The organism is Streptomyces sp. NPDC030809 (assembly GCF_055572195.1).
Window position 1 is genome coordinate 43,693 of record NZ_JBVIDV010000021.1, and the last position, 17,663, is coordinate 61,355.

At 71.8% G+C, this 17,663-nt stretch carries 16 protein-coding genes; 7 read left to right on the top strand and 9 right to left on the bottom strand.

The genetic code is table 11. The features are described from left to right. Nucleotides 1–298 precede the first annotated feature (298 nt). Nucleotides 299–679: a TipAS antibiotic-recognition domain-containing protein gene (locus ACZ407_RS25710; protein ID WP_468132143.1), complete on the top strand. Its 381-nt coding sequence runs from the start codon at nt 299–301 to the stop codon at nt 677–679. Between the two features lie 103 nt (nt 680–782). Here the strand turns inward: ACZ407_RS25710 and ACZ407_RS25715 are convergent, their stop codons facing one another. The 3 genes from ACZ407_RS25715 to ACZ407_RS25725 all read right to left on the bottom strand — a co-directional run bounded on the left by ACZ407_RS25715 (nt 783) and on the right by ACZ407_RS25725 (nt 5,454). Next, on the bottom strand, nt 783–2,132 hold the full coding sequence (locus tag ACZ407_RS25715; protein ID WP_468132145.1) for a peptidoglycan DD-metalloendopeptidase family protein: 1,350 nt from the start codon (nt 2,130–2,132) through the stop codon (nt 783–785). Between the two features lie 24 nt (nt 2,133–2,156). After that, on the bottom strand, nt 2,157–4,025 hold the full coding sequence (locus ACZ407_RS25720; protein WP_468132147.1) for a hypothetical protein: 1,869 nt from the start codon (nt 4,023–4,025) through the stop codon (nt 2,157–2,159). A gap of 79 nt (nt 4,026–4,104) precedes the next feature. Next, nucleotides 4,105–5,454: a peptidoglycan DD-metalloendopeptidase family protein gene (locus ACZ407_RS25725; protein ID WP_468132149.1), complete on the bottom strand. Its 1,350-nt coding sequence runs from the start codon at nt 5,452–5,454 to the stop codon at nt 4,105–4,107. 275 nt (nt 5,455–5,729) lie between these two features. Between ACZ407_RS25725 and ACZ407_RS25730 the strand changes: the two genes are divergently transcribed. Then, nucleotides 5,730–6,323, top strand: a complete 594-nt coding sequence (locus tag ACZ407_RS25730; protein WP_468132151.1) for a TetR/AcrR family transcriptional regulator — start codon at nt 5,730–5,732, stop codon at nt 6,321–6,323. A gap of 198 nt (nt 6,324–6,521) precedes the next feature. Here ACZ407_RS25730 and ACZ407_RS25735 read toward each other — a convergent pair whose 3' ends face one another. Both ACZ407_RS25735 and ACZ407_RS25740 read right to left on the bottom strand, forming a co-directional pair. Then, nucleotides 6,522–7,202 carry a peptidylprolyl isomerase gene (locus ACZ407_RS25735; RefSeq protein WP_468132153.1) on the bottom strand — a complete coding sequence of 227 codons (681 nt, stop codon included), beginning with the start codon at nt 7,200–7,202 and terminating at the stop codon, nt 6,522–6,524. Between the two features lie 259 nt (nt 7,203–7,461). After that, nucleotides 7,462–7,899: an Lrp/AsnC family transcriptional regulator gene (locus ACZ407_RS25740; RefSeq protein ID WP_468132155.1), complete on the bottom strand. Its 438-nt coding sequence runs from the start codon at nt 7,897–7,899 to the stop codon at nt 7,462–7,464. Nucleotides 7,900–8,006: 107 nt separating this feature from the next. Here ACZ407_RS25740 and ACZ407_RS25745 point away from each other — a divergent pair, with 107 nt between their 5' ends. Further along, nucleotides 8,007–8,951 carry an SMP-30/gluconolactonase/LRE family protein gene (locus ACZ407_RS25745; protein ID WP_468132157.1) on the top strand — a complete coding sequence of 315 codons (945 nt, stop codon included), beginning with the start codon at nt 8,007–8,009 and terminating at the stop codon, nt 8,949–8,951. Nucleotides 8,952–9,400: 449 nt separating this feature from the next. Here the strand turns inward: ACZ407_RS25745 and ligD are convergent, their stop codons facing one another. From ligD to ACZ407_RS25760, 3 genes are all read right to left on the bottom strand, one after another. Beyond that, a complete protein-coding gene (ligD, locus tag ACZ407_RS25750) occupies nt 9,401–10,456 on the bottom strand; it encodes a non-homologous end-joining DNA ligase (protein ID WP_468132159.1) in 1,056 nt (351 codons plus the stop codon). Continuing rightward, nucleotides 10,453–11,058 carry a DNA polymerase ligase N-terminal domain-containing protein gene (locus tag ACZ407_RS25755; RefSeq protein ID WP_468132340.1) on the bottom strand — a complete coding sequence of 202 codons (606 nt, stop codon included), beginning with the start codon at nt 11,056–11,058 and terminating at the stop codon, nt 10,453–10,455. The genes ligD and ACZ407_RS25755 overlap by 4 nt, the downstream gene beginning before the upstream one ends. 371 nt (nt 11,059–11,429) lie before the next feature. Beyond that, the gene (locus ACZ407_RS25760) at nt 11,430–11,696 is read right to left on the bottom strand and encodes a DUF4235 domain-containing protein (RefSeq protein ID WP_468132161.1); all 267 of its coding nucleotides are present in this window, start codon (nt 11,694–11,696) and stop codon (nt 11,430–11,432) included. A 496-nt stretch (nt 11,697–12,192) separates the two neighbouring features. Here ACZ407_RS25760 and ACZ407_RS25765 point away from each other — a divergent pair, with 496 nt between their 5' ends. The 4 genes from ACZ407_RS25765 to ACZ407_RS25780 all read left to right on the top strand — a co-directional run bounded on the left by ACZ407_RS25765 (nt 12,193) and on the right by ACZ407_RS25780 (nt 16,467). Further along, nucleotides 12,193–12,636, top strand: coding sequence for a peptidase inhibitor family I36 protein (locus tag ACZ407_RS25765; protein ID WP_468132163.1), 444 nt, complete (start codon nt 12,193–12,195; stop codon nt 12,634–12,636). A gap of 48 nt (nt 12,637–12,684) precedes the next feature. Then, nucleotides 12,685–13,122 (top strand): peptidase inhibitor family I36 protein, encoded by a 438-nt coding sequence (locus ACZ407_RS25770; RefSeq protein WP_468132165.1) that lies wholly within the window; start codon nt 12,685–12,687, stop codon nt 13,120–13,122. Between the two features lie 33 nt (nt 13,123–13,155). Beyond that, nucleotides 13,156–13,587: a peptidase inhibitor family I36 protein gene (locus ACZ407_RS25775; RefSeq protein WP_468132167.1), complete on the top strand. Its 432-nt coding sequence runs from the start codon at nt 13,156–13,158 to the stop codon at nt 13,585–13,587. A 159-nt stretch (nt 13,588–13,746) separates the two neighbouring features. Continuing rightward, the gene (locus ACZ407_RS25780) at nt 13,747–16,467 is read left to right on the top strand and encodes an AAA family ATPase (protein ID WP_468132169.1); all 2,721 of its coding nucleotides are present in this window, start codon (nt 13,747–13,749) and stop codon (nt 16,465–16,467) included. Nucleotides 16,468–16,557: 90 nt separating this feature from the next. Here the strand turns inward: ACZ407_RS25780 and ACZ407_RS25785 are convergent, their stop codons facing one another. Beyond that, nucleotides 16,558–17,628: an alpha/beta fold hydrolase gene (locus tag ACZ407_RS25785; protein WP_468132171.1), complete on the bottom strand. Its 1,071-nt coding sequence runs from the start codon at nt 17,626–17,628 to the stop codon at nt 16,558–16,560. Nucleotides 17,629–17,663 lie beyond the last annotated feature (35 nt).

A 17,663-nucleotide genomic window follows, 5' to 3' on the forward strand; every position in this document is an offset into this window, starting at 1 on the left:
CCTGCACCCACACGGTGAAACACGCCCACTCCCCCCCTCGCTCGGCTCAGCGCACTCCTACCTCGCGTTCCGCGCATGCGACCGGGCTGTTACGTGATCGACGGCGAACTGCGGCCCCGGCCGCGCCGGAACAGTAGGACACCTCAGCGATGAGGCCGTCGCACTGGCCCACACTTTGGCAGCGCGTGCCGAGGCGGGGAGCACGCTGCCTGCGCCGATCGAACAAATGGCTTGCCGATCCGGTGGGCCGGTGTCACTGTTCCGCCTGGACGATCAGCAGAACGAAATAGTGGGTGCCATGGGGAAGCAGTACGAGGACGAGTGCCGTCGGTCGCTGGCCGAAGAGCAGGCAAAAAGCCTCGCCGAGACCAACAACTGGGAGCACGTCGACAGGCCTCAGGTCCACCAGGACTGGGACGTGCTGTACCGGGAGATCGCGGCTTGCCTGGACGGCTCCCTGCCGGGGGATCCCCGGATCCAGGAGCTCATCGGCCGGCACTTCGCCATAGCCTGCCGCTTTTACACACCCAGCAGGCGAGCGTACGTGGGGATGGCGCTCTTCTACGCGGAAGACGATGCCATGAGGGACTTTCACAACTCCTACCATCCAAGGATGGTGGAGTTCCTGGGCGAGGCGATGAGGGTGTTCGCCGAACGGGGAGTCGGCTTCCCCTCGTAGGGCTCCAGTTGCAGATGCCCCGGCCCAGAGCTCCTCGGAAAGCGGCCCACCGGGAGCCTCGTGAGGGAGGGCGGGTCCGGTGGGCCGCGTGGAGGGGTCGGGGTTACCGGCCCGCGATGAAGGAGGCGGGGCCGCCGACCTTGAGCCAGGTGGTGCCGTTGCCGGACCACTTGAAGACGGCATCGCTGTTGGGCGACAGGCCGTAGATCGCATCGCCGGCGACCGCGAACTGGCTGCCCGCTCCGCCGATCTTGGCCCAGTTGTTGGGGCCGTTCATCTTGTAGAGGTCGCCGGTGGTGGGGTTGGTGGCGAACAGGCCAGCCCCGCCGCCGTACAGGGTTCCGGCGGCGCCGCCGACCTTGTTCCAGGTCGTGCCGTTGCCCGACCACTGGAAGACACCGCTGCCGTCGGGCGAAAGACCGAACAGCCCATTGCCCGTCACGGCGAAGGTCTTGCCGGGGCCGCCCACCTTGGCCCAGTTGTTCGGACCGTTCATCTTGTACAGGTCACCGGTGGTGGGGTTCGTGGCGAACAGGCCCGCACCGCCCGCGTACAGAGTTCCGGCCGCTCCGCCCACCTTGTTCCAGGTCGTCCCGTTGCCCGACCACTGGAAGACACCGGAGCCGTCGGGCGAGAGACCGAACAGGCCATTGCCCGTCACGGCGAAGACCTTGGCAGGGCCACCCACCTTGGCCCAGTTGTTCGGACCGTTCATCTTGTACAGATCACCCGTGGACGGGTTCGTCGCGAACACCCCCGCACCGCCCGCGTACAGGGTCCCGGCCGCCCCGCCCACCTTGCTCCACGCCGTGCCGTTCCCCGACCACTGGAACACACCGGAGCGGTCCGGGGACTGCGCGAACAGGCTGCTGCCCGCAGACACGCCGCAGTTCGCGCTCGTCTCGAAGTGCTGGTTGTACTCCCACGTGACGGGGACGGAGCGCCCGTCGAGCGTGGCCTGCACGACGGAGCCGTTCAGTTTCTGCTCGTAGTGCAGGTGCGCGCCGGTGGTCCAGCTGCCGGTGTTGCCGACGAGGCCGATCTGCCTGCCCTGCTCGACGTCGTTGCCGACGGCGACGTCGAGCCGGTCCAGGTGCAGGTAGCGGGTCTGCCAGCCGCCGCCGTGGTCGATCACGATGAAGTTTCCGGCCTGGCTGTCGAACTGCGAGGTGACGACCCGCCCGGCCGCCGAGGCCAGGGCGGGGGTGCCCTGTGTGGTTCCCCCGGCCGAGACCATGTCGACCATGTACTGGCTGGCGTGCCCGTCGTGCGTGGACGTCGTCCACCGCTGCCCGCAGGGAATCGGGAGCTGGAACGGCGGCATGTCGGCGACGGCGGTGTCCGCCTCCGGGGCGGTTGCCGTGGCCGCGGCCGGAGCGGCGGGAACCAGGGCCGTGACGGGTGCGAGCAGCAGTGCCGCCGCCGTCAGCAAGCCGGTCCATCTGATGTTCATGTGTCTCCTTGGAAGGGGCGATTGCTACTCGGTGGCGATGCTCGCGGCGGGCCCGCCGACCTTGGTCCACTGGAAGGTCGCCGACCCGGACCACTGGAAGACGCCGCTCTTGTCGGGGCTCAGCCCGTAGAGGCGGTCACCGGCGACCGCGAAGGCGTTCCCGGGACCGCCGGCCTTGGACCAGTTGTCCGGTACGCCGCTGTACCGGTAGAGGTCGCCGTTGGCGGGGTTGGTGGCGAACAGGCCCGCGCCGCCTCCGAAGAGGGCTCCGGCCGCTCCGCCGACCTTGGTCCAGGTCGTGCCCGACCCGGTCCACTTCATGACTGCACCGCCGTTCGGCGACAGGCCGTACAGCGCCTCGTTGGTGACCGCGAAGGTCTTTCCCGGTCCGCCGACCTTGGTCCAGCTGTCCGGGGTGCCGTTGTACTGGAAGATGTCGCCGGTGACGGGGTTGGTGGCGAACAGGCCCGCGCGGCCTGCGTGCAGTGCGCCCGCCGGGCCGCCGATCCTCGTCCAGGCGGTGCCGGATCCGGTCCACCGGAAGACGGCGTTCTTGTCCGGGCCGAGCCCGTACAGCGTGCCGTCGGCCACTGCGAACTGGGCCCCGGGTCCGCCGATCCTGCTCCAGCTGTCCGGGGTGCCGTTGTACTGGAAGATGTCGCCGGTGGTCGGGCTGGTGGCGAACAGGCCGCCTTCGCCGCCGATCAGGGTGGCGGCCGGGCCGCCGATCCTCGTCCAGGAGTTGCCGTCCGTCCGCTGGAGGACGGTGCTCCTGTCCGGGCTCAGTGCGTACAGGTGGTGCGGGGTGTAGGGCCGCGCCCGCCACCTGAGGGGTGCCAGGTCGACTCCGCCCGTGCCCCAGCCCGCGCTGCTCAGCCATGGGCTTCCGTCGTGGTCGGTGACGACCTCGGCGGCGTGGGACGGCAGGCGGCCGACCTGACCGTCGGCCGTGAAGTGCAGCGGGTCCGAGCTGGCGTACACCTCGGCACCGACGTAGTCGTCGGTCGCGGAGCCGCCGATGAACAGGTACCAGAGGCCGTTGCGCTGTACCACGTAGGGGGATTCGGACCAGCCCTCGCCGAGGGCGGTGAACGCGGTCTTGCGGGGGCTCCACGTGATCAGGTCCGTACTCGTCCGGTACGCGACGACGCTGCGTCCTCCGGCAGCTGTCTCCGTGGCGGTGTAGTACATGACCCACTGGGAGCCGACCCGGGTGACCATCGGGTCGCGTGCTTCTTGTCCGTCGCGGAAGAGGGGTCCTGCGGGCCGCCGCTTCCAGTGGACCAGGTCGGTGGAGGTGGCCAGGTTGATCTGGCTCCTGGACGGGTCGCCTACGGTCTGCCCGCCCGCGTAGAACATGTAGTACGTGGTGCCGGAGCGGATGACGTGCGGTGCCCACAGGTGCGACTCCCCGTACGAGGGGTCGACCGTCAGGGCCATGGGCTGCTTGGTCCACGGTCCGCGCAGACTGGGTGCCGTGGCGTGCGCGAACGCGTCCTCGTCCTCCGGGTCGGCCGGTTCGGCGTGGGTGATGCCGAAGAGGTGCCAGGTCCCGGTGGCCTCGTCACGGATGAAGGTGTGGTCGTTGATGTACCAGGGCTGCGATTCCCCGGTGCCGGGGGTGTAGACGCGGACGAAGTCTCCGGTGGCCACGGAGCCGGCGTCGGTCGAGCCGGTCCTCGGCGAGCTGGTCCTCGGCGGGCTGGTCTTCGGCGAGCTGGTCCTCGGAGGGCTGGTCCTCGGCGAGTCGGTCCTCAGCGGGCCGGGGTCCGCGGAGGAGGTGTCCGCGAAGGCATCCGCGGAGGGGCGGGCAGGCGCCGGGGCGGCGGTGGACGGGAGTGCCCCGAGGGAGAGCGCGGCCAAAGCCGCGGCAGCCAGGGTGATGCGTGACAACACGTCGCTCCAGGGGGGAAGCGGACGGGCCCGGCCAGGGGACCCGGGCCCGTCCGTTGACGGCTTCGCCGATCGTCGGCTACCGGCCCGCGATGAAGGAGGCGGGACCGCCGACCTTGAGCCAGGTGGTCCCGTTGCCGGACCACTTGAAGACGGCATCGCTGTTGGGCGACAGGCCGTAGATCGCATCGCTCGCGACGGCGAATTGGTGGCCGGCACCGCCGATCTTGACCCAGTTGTTCGGGCCGTTCATCTTGTACACGTCACCCGTGGACGGGTTCGTGGCGAACAGGCCAGCCCCGCCGCCGTACAGGGTGCCCGCGGCGCCGCCCACCTTGTTCCACGTGGTGCCGTTGCCCGACCACTGGAAGACACCGGAGCCGTCGGGCGAGAGACCGAACAGGCCGTTGCCCGTCACGGCGAAGGTCTTGCCGGGGCCGCCCACCTTGGCCCAGTTGTTCGGACCGTTCATTTTGTACAGATCACCCGTGGACGGGTTCGTCGCGAACAGGCCCGCGCCACCCGCGTACAGGGTCCCGGCCGCTCCGCCCACCTTGTTCCAGGTCGTGCCGTTGCCCGACCACTGGAAGACACCGGAGCCATCGGGCGAAAGACCGAACAGGCCATTGCCCGTCACGGCGAAGACCTTGGCAGGGCCACCCACCTTGGCCCAGTTGTTCGGACCGTTCATCTTGTACAGATCACCCGTGGACGGGTTCGTCGCGAACACCCCCGCACCACCCGCGTACAGGGTCCCGGCCGCCCCGCCCACCTTGCTCCACGCCGTGCCGTTCCCCGACCACTGGAACACACCGGAGCGGTCCGGGGACTGCGCGAACAGGCTGCTGCCCGCAGACACACCGCAGTTCGTGCTGGTCATGGTGATCGGGATGTCGGGGTTCATGACCAGCGGTCCCTGCCCCTGAAGCACGGGGTTGACGATGTGCTGGTTGTCGGCGTCCTGGTCGCTGCTGGGGTTGTAGAGCTGCTCGTAGTGCAGGTGGGGCCTGCCTTCCGAGCCGACGTCCCCCATGTAGCCGACCACGTCGCCGCGCTTGACCCAGGTGCCGGCCGCCACCACCCCGGTCATGTGCATGTACGTGGTGAACCAGCCGCCGCCGTGCCGGATCTCCAGCCCGCCCGGCGAGAAGTTCTCGTGCACGTAGCCGTCGGCCGAGGCCAGGATGGGGCTGCCCTCCCGCATGCCCTGCCGGTACATGTCGATCTTCTTGTCGTCCGGGTTGTGACCTGCGTAGGTCTTCAGCTCGATCACGCTGTTGCAGGGGAACGGAAGTAAGAAGTCCGGCCGGTCGGCCGCGGCGTTCGCATGGGGGGCCTGGACGGAGGCCGATGCCGGCGCGGGCGCGGTCGGCGCGAGCAGCAGTGCTGCCGCCGCCGCTGCCAGGAGGCCGACCCGTGTGATTCTCATGCGTCTCCTCGGGGTGAGAGGGGGCTGACGGCCGTACGTCTCTGGGCCGCGGAACGGCGCCAGTATGGTTCCGCGGAGTCTGGAAGTGGAATGCGTTTCTAGAAAATTATTTCAGTTTGGCGGGATGGCGCTGCCCTCGGAGGGTCGCGCCGGAGCCTCCGAATCGGGTACGGGACAGGGAAGTTCACCGAACTGTCGGCTCTGCCCCGCGGTCGCGGAGGGGCCGGAATCCCGCCACCGCGAAGCACTCCGGTGCCGCATTAGACTCTCCGCCCATGGCAACGAAGCAGTCACGTGGCGAGATCACCGTCGAACGCTTGCTGACCGCGGCACTCCAGGTGTACGCCGCGGAAGGCCAGGCCGGGTTCACGGTCCACGCGATCACCTCGGCCAGCGGGGTCAGCCTGGGCAGCCTGTACCACCACTTCGGCAGCGTCGACGGTCTGGCCGCCGCGCTCTACTCGCGCTGTCTGGAGCGGCAGTACGGCGAGGTCCTCGCCGCCTTCGGCCGGGCCAGGAGCGCCCGTACCGCGATCCGCGCCCTGGTGACCACGTACCTGCGCTTCACCCGGGAGAACCCGGAGATGGCCCGGTTCCTGCACGGCTCGGCGTACTCCAGCTACCTGGCCGTCCATGCGGACCGGGCCCGGGGGGTCGAACCGGACCACTTCCCGCGCGTCGCCGACCACTTGCGGCCGTGGGTCGAGGCGGGCCAGATCGCGGCGCTGCCCGATGCGCTGCTGGAGGTCCTGGTCGTCGGGCCGGTGGCGGTGGCCTCCCACCGCTGGCTGGCCACTCCGCAGGACATCGACCTCAACGAGGCCGCCCGTGTCCTGTCCGAGCGCATCTGGCGCTCGATCCAGCCGTAGTCCGGGCCCGGCGGATCAGAGGCACACCCACTCTGATCCGCCGGGCGAGTCCTGGGCGCTCTGTGCTCGGTGTTCCGTGCTCGGTGCTCTGTGCTCTGTACTCGGTGCTCTGTGCCCAGCGCTCTGTGTCCAGCGCTCAGCGCTCACGCTCAGCGCCGAAACGTTTGTTCACTGGAGACGCGGTCGCGTCGGCGTACGTCAGTGCCGGCAGGACGGCCGGACGCGGAGCAGCTCGGTCCGCAGCACGGGGGTGCCGTCGATCGGTGCCGGGTTGTCCGCGGTCGGCTCGATGCCCCCGGCGGCGACCTTGTCGAGCGTCTTCAGGCCGTCGGGGCCGACCGTGCCGAACACCGTGTAGTTCGGCCGCAGGGCGGAGTCGCCGTACACGACGAAGAACTGCGAACCGTTGGTGTTCGGACCGGCGTTGGCCATCGCCAGCAGGCCGCGCCCGTAGAGCCGGCGCGTGCCGGTCGGGTCGGTGGGTGCCGGCGGCAGGTCCACCGGCAGTTCGTCCTTGTACTTGTACCCGGGCCCGCCCTCACCGGTACCGGTCGGGTCGCCGCACTGCAGGACCTTCAGCGTCGGATACGCCGTCAGCCGGTGGCACACCGTGCGGTCGTAGAACCCGTGCCGTGCCAGGTGCAGGAAACTCTGGACCGTGCACGGCGCCTTGGCCCGGTCCACACGCAGCGGGAGCGGGCCCCGGCTGGTCGGGACGGCCATGTCCACGGTGCCGCGGCTGGGGGTGCGCCGCGGGTCGGGCGGCAGCGGAACAGAGCGCGCCGGCGGCTCGTCCGGGGTCTGCGTGTACTGGCAGGGGCCGTGCGTGGTGCGCGGCGGAGCCCCGTCGGAGGCGGCGGCGACACTCCCCCCGGACACGACTAACCCCGCGGCCGCAAATGCGCTGATCAGTGCTCGTTTCATCCCGTACGCCCTCCCGATGATCGCCAGGTCCTGAAGCGGTCGCAGTCTAGGGCGTGGGTCGGGTCCGCGGGAGTGGTTCACGGCAGGAGCTCGGCGCGGCCGACCCTGCGGCCGCGGGTTCAGGGCCCGCCACCGCGGCGAGGCTCCACGGGCTCGCCGGACGGCGCGGCGAAGGCCTGCGGAGCGGAGAGCTGCAGGGGTGGTCCGGATGAGGTCAGAGGGGTGACAGGGGCCGCTCGAAGAAGGTTTCCAGGACCACCGTTGCCTGTGTTCCGCTGACCCCCTCGATGGCGTAGATCCGGCGCAGCACGTCCTGCAGCTGCTCGGTGGTCGCGGTCCGCACCTTCACCAGCACCGAGGCGCTGCCGGCGATGACGTGCGCCTCCACGATCTCGGGGAGGGCGGCGAAGTCGGCGGCCGAATCACCCATCCAGGACGTCGAGTCGACCATCACGTAGGCCAGGACGGCACTGCCCACCGCGGCCGGGTCCACGTCGACGGTGGTGCGCCGGATGACGCCGCGGTCCCTCAGCTTGCGCACCCGCTCGTGGGCGGCTCCGGCGGACAGGCCGACGGCTTGTCCGAGGGCGGCGTAGGACGTGGTGGCGTCCTGCTGGAGCTGAGCCAGCAGCGCACGGTCGATGTGATCCACAACTCTCCATTCGGAATCGCTCGCAGAGACAGTATCTGATCCTGCAAGATGCGAGACAAGCCGATCCACATTCGGTATGCGGCAGATTTCGTGAGGAGTGGACTTCCATGAGCGGCGAGCGCCCGGGGCTGTACGAGATGCTGGACGACCGGTTCCGTACGGGCAGGTGCATGAACGGGGACGCCGCGCTGGAGGTGCTGTTCACGGGCTGCCGTTGGGCCGAGGGGCCGGTGTACGTGCCGGCCTGGCGCCAGGTGGTCTGGAGCGACATCCCCAACGACCGGATGCTGCGGTGGGACGAGGAGACGGGCTCGGTCGGGGTCTTCCGCCGTTCCGCCGGACACACCAACGGCAACACCCTCGACCGTGAGGGCCGTCTGATCACCTGCGAGCAGGGCAACCGCCGGGTGACCCGGACCGAACACGACGGCACGCTGACCGTCCTGGCCGACCGGTGGCAGGGCAAGCGCCTGAACAGCCCGAACGACGCGGCCGTGAAGTCCGACGGCTCGATCTGGTTCTCCGACCCCGATTTCGGCATCACCAGCGACTACGAGGGCTACCGCGCGGAGAGCGAGATCGGCGCCAACAACGTCTACCGGATCGACCCGGCCGGCGGGGACGTACGGCTCGTCGCGGACGGCTTCGGCGCGCCGAACGGCCTCGTCTTCTCCCCCGACGAGCGGCAGCTCTTCGTCTCCGACACCCGGTCGGGCTTCATCCGGGTCTTCGACGTACGCGACGGCAACACCCTGTCCGAGGGCAAGGTCTTCGCCGAGGCCGGGGCGCGTGACAGGGCACGCTTCGACAACCTCCGTTTCGACGACGGCGGTCGGCTCTGGGCCGCCGCAATGGACGACGGCGTGCACTGCTACGACCCGGACGGCACCCTGATCGGCCGTCTGAACGTCCCCGAGGCCGTCGCCAACATCGCCTGGGGCGGCCCGAAGCGCAACCGCCTCTTCATCACCGCCGAGACCAGCCTGTACTCGGTGGTCATGGGCGTCACCGGCACCCACCCGACCGGGCCGGGAAGCCGCCCCTGGCGGTAGCGGGCACGCGGACGGCTGCGGCGCGGGTGCGGCTGCGGCGCGGGTTCGGCTGCCGCCGGCCGCCGGAGCACGGCTTCCGGGCGTACGTGCGGCTCGTCGGTCGGCAGGTCAGGTGACCGGTTCCGGTGCGGGTACGGGGCCGGGCAGAGGACCCGGATGCGGCTGCGGTTCCGGGCGCGGATCCTCGGGCTGGGGGTCCGGTTCGGGCTGGGGTGGCGCCGGGGGAACCGGGTCGGGGCCGCCGGGGGCGGGCACCGGACCGGGGACCGGGCCCGGCTGCGGCCCGGGGCCGGGTCCCGGCGCCGGGGTCGGACTCGGCGGAACAGGATCGTCGGGTGGGGTTCCCATGGCTCCTCCTGCCTTCTGCGACGTGCGGCCGGTGCCGCGGCCCCGCGGGGGTGCTGGACCGTACGGCTCCCTGTTCCCTCACCTGCCCCCGCCCGCCGCGCTCATCCCTGGCCCCTGTCCACTCGGGGGGCCGGAGGCCGAGGGCCGCTGCGGGTGGGGGCGGTGAGGGTGCGGAGGCGTTGTGCGGCCGGGCCGAGGGAGCGGGGGCGCGGGGCCGGGCTCCAGGGGTTGTCCTTGACGAGCCGGTCGGCGTCGGCGAGGGTCCGGCTGCCGGCGTGGAGGTCCGGGTCTTCCAGGTCGTCCCAGGAGAGCGGGGCCGCCACTGGTGCGCCCGGGCGGGCGCGTACGGCGTACGGCGTGACGGCGGTCTGGGCGTAGCCGTTGCGCTGGATGTCGACGTACAGCCGGTCCCCGCGGTCCTTCTTGCGGGCGGCGGTGGTGAGCCGGTCGGGGTGGCGGTCGACGAGGACGGCGGCGACAGCGGCGGCGAAGGCGCGGACCTCGTCGAAGGGGGCGCGCCGGTCCAGGGGGACGAGCACGTGCAGACCACGTGAGCCGCTGGTCATCAGCTGTGCGGGGAGCCCGATCCCGTCGAGGAGTTCGTGGAGCTGTCCGGCGGCTTCCCGTACGGGCTGGAAATCGTCTCCGGAGGGGTCGAGGTCGAAGACGAGCCGGTCGGGGTGGTCGGGCCGGTCGGCCCGGGACAGCCACCGGTGGGGGGTGATGCACCCCTGGTCGGCGAGGTAGACCAGGGTCGCGGTGTCCTCGCAGAGCACGTGGGTGACGGTCCCGTCCTCCTTGGGCAGTTCGACGCGTTGGATCCAGTCCGGGAAGTGGTCGGGGATGTCCTTCTGCATGAATCCGGAGTGCCAGCGTCGGATGCCGTCGGGGTGCCGCTCCAGCATCAGGGGGCGGCCGCGCAGGTGGGGCAGCATGCGCGGGGCGACGGTGCGGTAGTAGGCGGCGAGATCGGCCTTGGTGATGCCGTCGTGGGGGAAGAGCACCTTGTCGGGCCGGTGGAGCTCGACCGTGCGGCGTCCGGTCCTGATCGCCCTCGTGCCGTCCACGGCACCTGCCCTGCCCGTCCCGCTCGTCCCGCTCGTCGTCCTCGCCCCGCTCGCCCCGCTCGTCGTCCTCGCCCCGCTCGTCGTGGTCATCGCGTCCTCCCCTCGGCCGCCTGTTCGGCGACCTGCTTCAAGGTGTGGCCCGTGCGGACCGAGCGGGCCCGCCGGGGGTCGTGGCCGCCGTCGGAACGGGCGTGGCCGTCTGCGCGTTTGACCAGCAGCCAGGCTTCCCGCTGCCCGCCCTCGCCGGGGCGGAAGCGAGTGAGCGACCAGCCGCCCTGCACCTTGCGGCCGTCGAGCCAGAACGAGGCGTGTCCGGCGGCGAGTGCCTCGGCGAAGGGGATCTCTGTACCGCGGCGGTCGGTGGAAAGGTTGCGGTAGGTGCCCTCGTCCCAGACGATCACCGGGCCCGCCCCGTACTCCCCCGCGGCGATCCGGCCCTCGAAGTCGCGGTATTCCAGGGGGTGGTCCTCGGTGGGCATGGCGAGCCGCTTGTCGTGCGGGTCGCTGGAGGGGCCCTTCGGGACGGCCCACGACTTCAGCACGCCGTCCACTTCCAGCCGGAAGTCGAAGTGCAGGGCGGTGGCGTCGTGGATCTGCACCACGAAGGAGGGCCGGTCACCGCTGTCCGCGGCGGTGCCGCCCCGCGGCTCTGCGGTCTTCGAGAAGTCCCGGCGCCGGTGGTACTCCGCCAGCGCTGCCCCCGCCTCCGGGGCCTCGGCCGCGGCGGCTCTCCTGGTCGCCGCGGCACTCGTCGTCGCCGCGGCACTCGTCCCCGTCCTGCTCGCCCTCGCCACGTGCTCCTCCTGCCCGTTTCGGTGCCGGAGCGGCCGATGGTCGGGCCGGGTGCCGGCCCGGGCCCGACCCGAGCCGGTCCGGCACCCGCTCCACCACGCCGCGGCCCCGGCCGCCGGTTCGACCTACGCCCGGACCGTTCAGCGTGTTCCCACTCCGTACGGCGCCATGCGCACGCGGACGGACGGGCGCGCCGCGGACCAGGACGGCCCCGGCGGTTTCCGTACGAGCTCTACGCGCGTGCGGGGCCGGCGGTCGCGGGCGGGGCGCTTCAGCCGGGCCAGGTGCCGGTCAGGCGGTGTGTCGTCACGGCGCCGGCGCGGTCGACGGCGGCCTTGACCACGGCGAATACCGCGCCTTGCAGGGCCGCGGCGGTCAGGACCTCCCGCCAGGTGCGGTCCTCGTCGGTGGCGTCCGGCGCATCGTCCTCGTGGCCGATCAGCTTCCACGCCTGCTTGAACACCGCGCTCGCGATCAGGCCGCTGAGGGCACCGAGCGTGAGCCCGACCGGTTTGTACGCGATCTTCGACGCTTTCATGCCCGCCCCCGGACCTGCTCGCGCAGCCGGTCGGAATGCTGCTGGGATGCCTCGCCCGAAGGCTGACGGCTCATGTCTGGATCGTCTCCCTGAACTCGGAACTCGGAACTCGGACCTCGGACCTCGGACCTCGGCCGCGTCGCCCTGGGCGCTGCGATGCCGGCGGCCACCCGGGCCGGGGCGGTCTGGACTCACGCAGTCGCCTCCCACCGCCCGCCGCCGCAGGGTGTCTCCTCACGCGCGCATACCCCGTTCCACGGCGAAGACTCCCCGTGTGCGGGGTACCCGGGTCCGGCGTCACGGCGTAGCGGCACGTGACGTAAGGCGGCCGGTGGGCGGCGGGGGCGGGCACAGGCAGTCAGATGACCGATGTCCCCGCCGGGACTGCGAGGGCACTGTGGAGTTGCCCGGCGAGCGGAGATGCCGGTGCTGAAACCCCAGGCAGCTGGGAGCAGTTGCGCCGGTGCGGCCGGTGCACGGAGCAGAGGAGTGCGTGATGAACCTGCGGAGAGCAGTGGCGAGGGTGGCGGTGGGCGCCGCGGCCGTGACCGGTGTCGTTGCGGTGACGGCGACGAGTGCGAGCGCCTCCGTCCTGACCGACATCCAGACCGGGTCCGGCAAGTGCCCTGCCAACTGGGTGTGCCTGTGGAGCGAGAACAACTACATCCGCGGGAATCCCGCGGGCGGGTACGACTTCGGGGCCGTGGGCTCGAACGAGAACATTTCCGACATGGGGAAGTTCGTCTTCGAGAGCAAGCTCTTCCGCTGGAAGGGCATGCAGGATTCCGCCTCCTCGGTCGTGAACAACACCGGCAGCCACATCTGCTTCTACGAGCACAACGGGTACGGCGGCCTGGAATTCAAGATCGGCCCTTATGAGAAGTGGGCCTCCGTGCCCACCTGGATCAACGACAGGATCAGCTCCTACAAGTTCTGCTGATCCAGCCCTGCACACCCGTCCGGAAGAATTTCGAACAGAAGGACATCAATGTTTTCGAAGAGCAAGCTGACGAGGCTCGGTCTGGGCGCGGCCGCCGCGGCCGCGCTGGTCGTGGCCAGTGCGACCTCCGCGAGCGCCGCCTCCGCCTTCGACATCGGCCACGGGGCGGGGTCCTGCCCGAACGGCTACGTCTGCCTGTGGTCGGAGGGCAATTTCATCCAGGGGAAGTTCGTCTACGACCACAAATTCGGCTCGTTCGGTTCGAACCAGAACGTCGGCGACATGGGAAAGCTGGCCCGGAGTTCCACCGGGGACAAGGGGATGCAGGACGTCACGTCCTCGGTGCTGAACAACACCGGCAGCAGCATCTGCTTCTACGAGCACAACGGGTACGGCGGCCTGGAATTCAAGATCGGGCCGTGGGAGCACTGGCCCTCCGTCCCCTCGTGGATCAACGACAAGATCAGCTCCTTCAAGTACTGCTGACGCCCCCTCCTGCCTGAACGGACGGCACTGACCATGGAATTCCCCTACAAGACGGCGAAACTCGGCCTGTGTGCCGCAGGGCTCACCGCATTGCTCATCGCCGCGGCCCCGGCCGCGAGCGCGTCCACGCTCCTCGGCATCGGGCAGGGCGCCGGGGCGTGCCCCGCCCACCACGTCTGCCTGTGGTCCGAGCGTGATTTCGTGGGTGCCACCAGCGGTGGCAAGTTCGGCGCCATCGCGTCGGACCAGAACATCGGCGACATGGGAAAGCTGAAGCGGGACGGAGCCCTGTGGACGGGCATGCAGGACATCACCTCGTCCGTGGTGAACAACACCGGCAGCAGCATCTGCTTCTACGAGCACAACGGGTACGGCGGCCTGGAGTTCAGGATCGGGCCGTGGGAGCACTGGCCCTCCGTCCCCTCGTGGATCAATGACAGGATCAGCTCCTTCAAGTACTGCTGAGCCGCGGCCGAGCGCGCGAGGGCGTGCGAGGGCGTGCGAGGCAGGCCGGGACCAGTGGGTCCCGGCCTGCCGCGATGACCGAATCCATGCAGGTCAGAGCGGTCGGATGTTCGTAGGATGGGTGCAGCTCCTCCGGGAGGGACCCATGCCGGAGGACACATGCCGCACCACGCCGAACGCCAGCTCCTGGGGCGGAGCCGCGAGCTGGCGGCGCTGGACCTCCTGCTGCGGGAGGTGCGCGACGGGCGCAGCCGGGTGCTGGTGATCCGGGGTGAGGCCGGCGTGGGCAAGTCCGCGCTGCTCGGCCGCCTCGCCGAGCAGGCCGCTGGGATGCAGACGGTGTACGCGGCCGGGGTCGAGGCCGAGTCCGAGTTCGCCTACTCGGCGCTCCAGCGGCTGTGCGCCCCGCTGATGCCGCACCTCGACCGGCTCCCGCCGGTCCAACAGGGCGCGCTGCGCGTCGCGTTCGGCCTGAGCGCGGGGAACCCGCCCGAGATGCTGCTGCTCGGGATCGCCGTCCTCGGTCTCTTCGCGGAGGCTGCGGCCGAGTCCCCGCTGGTGTGCCTGGTCGACGACGCGCAGTGCCTGGACCTGATGTCGATGCGCATCCTGGCGTTCGTCGGGCGCCGGCTCGACGCCGAGTCGGTGGCGCTGGTGTTCGCCGAGCGGACCGCCGACGGGGAGGAGCAGGAGGGCTTTTCCGGCCTGCCGGAGCTGACCCTGCACGGGCTGGCCGATGCCGACGCCCGCGCCCTCCTCGACAGCGTGCTGCCGGGGCCGGTGGACGCCCGCGTGCGGGACCGGATCGTCGCCGAGACCGGCGGGAACCCGCTCGCCCTGCTGGAGCTGCCCCGGGGCCTGTCGCCGGCGGAGCTGGCGTTCGGCTTCGGAGGACCGGGCGCCGGCCCGCTGGCGACCCGGCTCGAAGAGGGCTTCCGGCGGCGCGTCGACACGCTGCCGGCCGACACTCGCGCCCTGCTGCTCGTCGCGGCGGTCGAACCGGTCGGCGACGCACCCCTGTTGTGGCGTGCGCTGCGGCTGCTCGGCATCGGGATCGAGGCCGCTGCACCGGCCGAGGCCGCCGACCTGATCAGGCTGGGAGCCCCCGTACGGTTCCGGCACCCGCTGGTGCGCTCGGCCGTGTGGCGCGGTGCGGACGCCGCCGCGCTGCGCGCGGCGCACCGGGCCCTGGCCGAGGCCACCGACGCCGCGCGCGACCCCGACCGGCGGGCCTGGCACCAGGCCCACGCCGCGGTCGGGCCGGACGAGGAGGTCGCCGCCGCCCTGGAGCGCTCCGCCGACCGGGCCCTGGCCCGCGGCGGCCGGGCGGCCGCGGCCGCCTTCCTGGAGCGTGCCGCCGCGCTCACCCCCGGCCCGCAGGAGCGGGCGCGGCGCGCGCTGGCGGCTGCCGCGGCGCACCTCGCGGCGGGCGTGACGGCCCGGGTGCCCGACCTGCTGGCGGCCGCGGAGCTGGGGCCGCTGGACGCGCTGCAACGGGCCGATGCCAGCCGGCTGCGCGCCAAGGCTTCGTCCATGACCAGCGGCGGCCTCGGCTCCATGCAGCCGCTGCTCGACGCGGCCGGCCGGCTCAGGACCCTCGACCCGGCCGCTGCGCGGGAGACCTACCTCGCGGCGTTCGGGGCGGCCATATGGGCCGGGCGCCACGATGCGGACGCCCTGCGGCGGTCCGCCGAGGCGGCGCGCGGGCTGCCGCCCGGGCAGGAGACGGCGGGGGTGTTCCTGCGGGCCCTGGTGACGTGGTCCACGGACGGGCCGGCCGCCGCTTTTCCGCTGCTGGGCCGGGCGCTGGGCCGCCTCACCGACGGGGAGGACCTGACGGTGCTGTGGCCGGCCGCGAGCGCAGCCGTGGAGCTGGGCGATCTCCGGGCCTGGCTGGACATCACCGAGCGGGCCGTGCGTTTCGCCCGTACCACGGGCACCCTGTCGGTCCTCTCGACGGCGCTGCCCTACCGGGCGGCCTCCCTGGGTTTTGCGGGGCGCTTCTCCGAGGCGTGGGACCTGCTGGCCGAGGCCGCGCCCCTCACGGATGCGGCGGGCGTGGCGACGAGTACGGTCACCACGGCCCTGCTCAGTGCCTACCAGGGGCGGGAGCGGTCCGCTTCGGAGCTGATCAGGGCGATGGAGCGGGAGGGCGAGCGGCGCGGGCTGGGCCGGCTCACCAGCATGGCGGCGTGCTCGCGGGCCGTGCTCCACAACGGTCTGGGGAACTACCAGCTCGCCATGGAGGCGGCGCTGCGGGGCGCGGAGTACCGGGACCTCGTCGTGCACCACTGGACGTGCAGCGAGCTGGTCGAAGCCGCGACCCGGGCCGGCCGTCCGGCGGTGGCCGCCGGGGCCCGTGAACGGCTGTCCGACTGGGGCCGGTCCGGCACCCCTTGGGCCCTCGGTGCGCTGGCGGTCGCCGACGCCCTCACGGGCGCACCCGAGCAGGCCGAGGACCGCTACCGCGAGGCCCTCGACCATTTCGGCCGGGGCGGGCTCGGCGTGTTCGAGGCGCGGACCCGGCTGCTGTTCGGGGAGTGGCTGCGGCGCCGCAACCGGCGGGCCCAGGCCCGTACCGAGCTGCGCGCCGCGCACGGTGCGGCCTCGGCCATGGGCATGGAGGCGTACGCCGAACGGGCCCGGCAGGAGCTGCTGGCCACCGGTGAGACGGTGCGGGCGCGGGCCGTCGGCCTGCCGGTCCTGACCCCGCAGGAGGCCCGGATAGCCCGGCTCGCGGCGGGCGGGCACCCGAACGCGGAGATCGGTGCGCAGCTGTTCCTCAGCCCCCGCACGGTGGAGTGGCACCTGCGCAAGGTGTTCGCGAAGCTGGGCATCTCCTCCCGCCGCGAGATCGACAGCGCCTTGGCCGGCCGGTGAGCGCCGCCGCCGCAGGCGGTCGCCGTCACAAGCGGTCGCCGCAGCCGGTCGGTCGGCGCCACAGGCAGTCGCCGTCACAAGCGGACGCCGTCACAGGTGGTCGGCGTCCACCACCGCCTGGGCGAAGGCCGTCGGCGCCTCCTGCGGTGCGGCGTGGCCGATCCCGGCGAGCACGCGGTGCTCGTAGGGACCGGTGAAGTACTTCCGGTAGGCCGCGCCGTCGGTCGAGGGCAGGAAGGGGTCGAGGGCCGGGTCCAGGGCGATGGCCGGCACGGTGACCGGCGGCCGGGCGGCGAGCAGCCGCTCGTAGCAGTCGTAGCGGCGCTCGCCGTCGGCCAGTCCCAGGCGCCAGCGGTAGTTGTGGACGACGATGGCCGCGTAGTCGGGGTTCTCGAACGCCGCGGCGGTGCGCTCGAAGGCGGCGTCGTCGAAGTTCCACGTCGGCGAGGCCTCTTCCCACACCAGCCGGCACAGGTCGTGGCGGTTCTGCCGGGTCTGCAGGGCGGTGCGCCCGCGGTCGGTGGCGAAGTAGTACTGGTACCACCAGGTGCGCTCGGCCTTCGGTGGCAGCGGGTTGCGCTGCGAGGGCAGGTGGGTGACGAGGTATCCGCTGACCGCCACCAGGGCCCTGACCCGCTGCGGCCACAGGGCCGCGACGATGCCCGCGGTCCGCGAGCCCCAGTCGAAGCCGGCGAGCACGGCCTTGTGGATCTCCAGGGCGTCCATCAGGGCGATGACGTCGAGGGCGACGGCGGACTGCTGCGCGTTGCGGACCGTCTCGGGCGACAGGAAGGTGGTGGCTCCGTGTCCCCGCAGGTACGGCACGATCACGCGGTAGCCGGCGTCCGCCAGCAGGGGTGCCACGTCGGCGAAGGCGTGGATGTCGTACGGCCAGCCGTGCAGGCACACCACGACGGGCCCGTGCCGGGGCCCGGCCTCGGCGTAGCCGATGTCGAGCACCCCGGCCCGTACGTGCTTCGGCTCGCCGAGTGCCGTGTGGGTGCCCGGGGCGATGTACGGGACGGCGGGGGCCGTGCGGCCGGTGCGCCGGCGGGGACCGGCCGCCGACGCGGCGGACGCGTGCGGGGCCGCGCCGCAGGACACGGCGGTGGCGGCCGCGCCGAGACCGGCCGCCGTGGTGAAGGTGCGCCTGTCGATCACGTGTGCTCCCTTTCCGGAGGCTCGCTGGCGCCCCC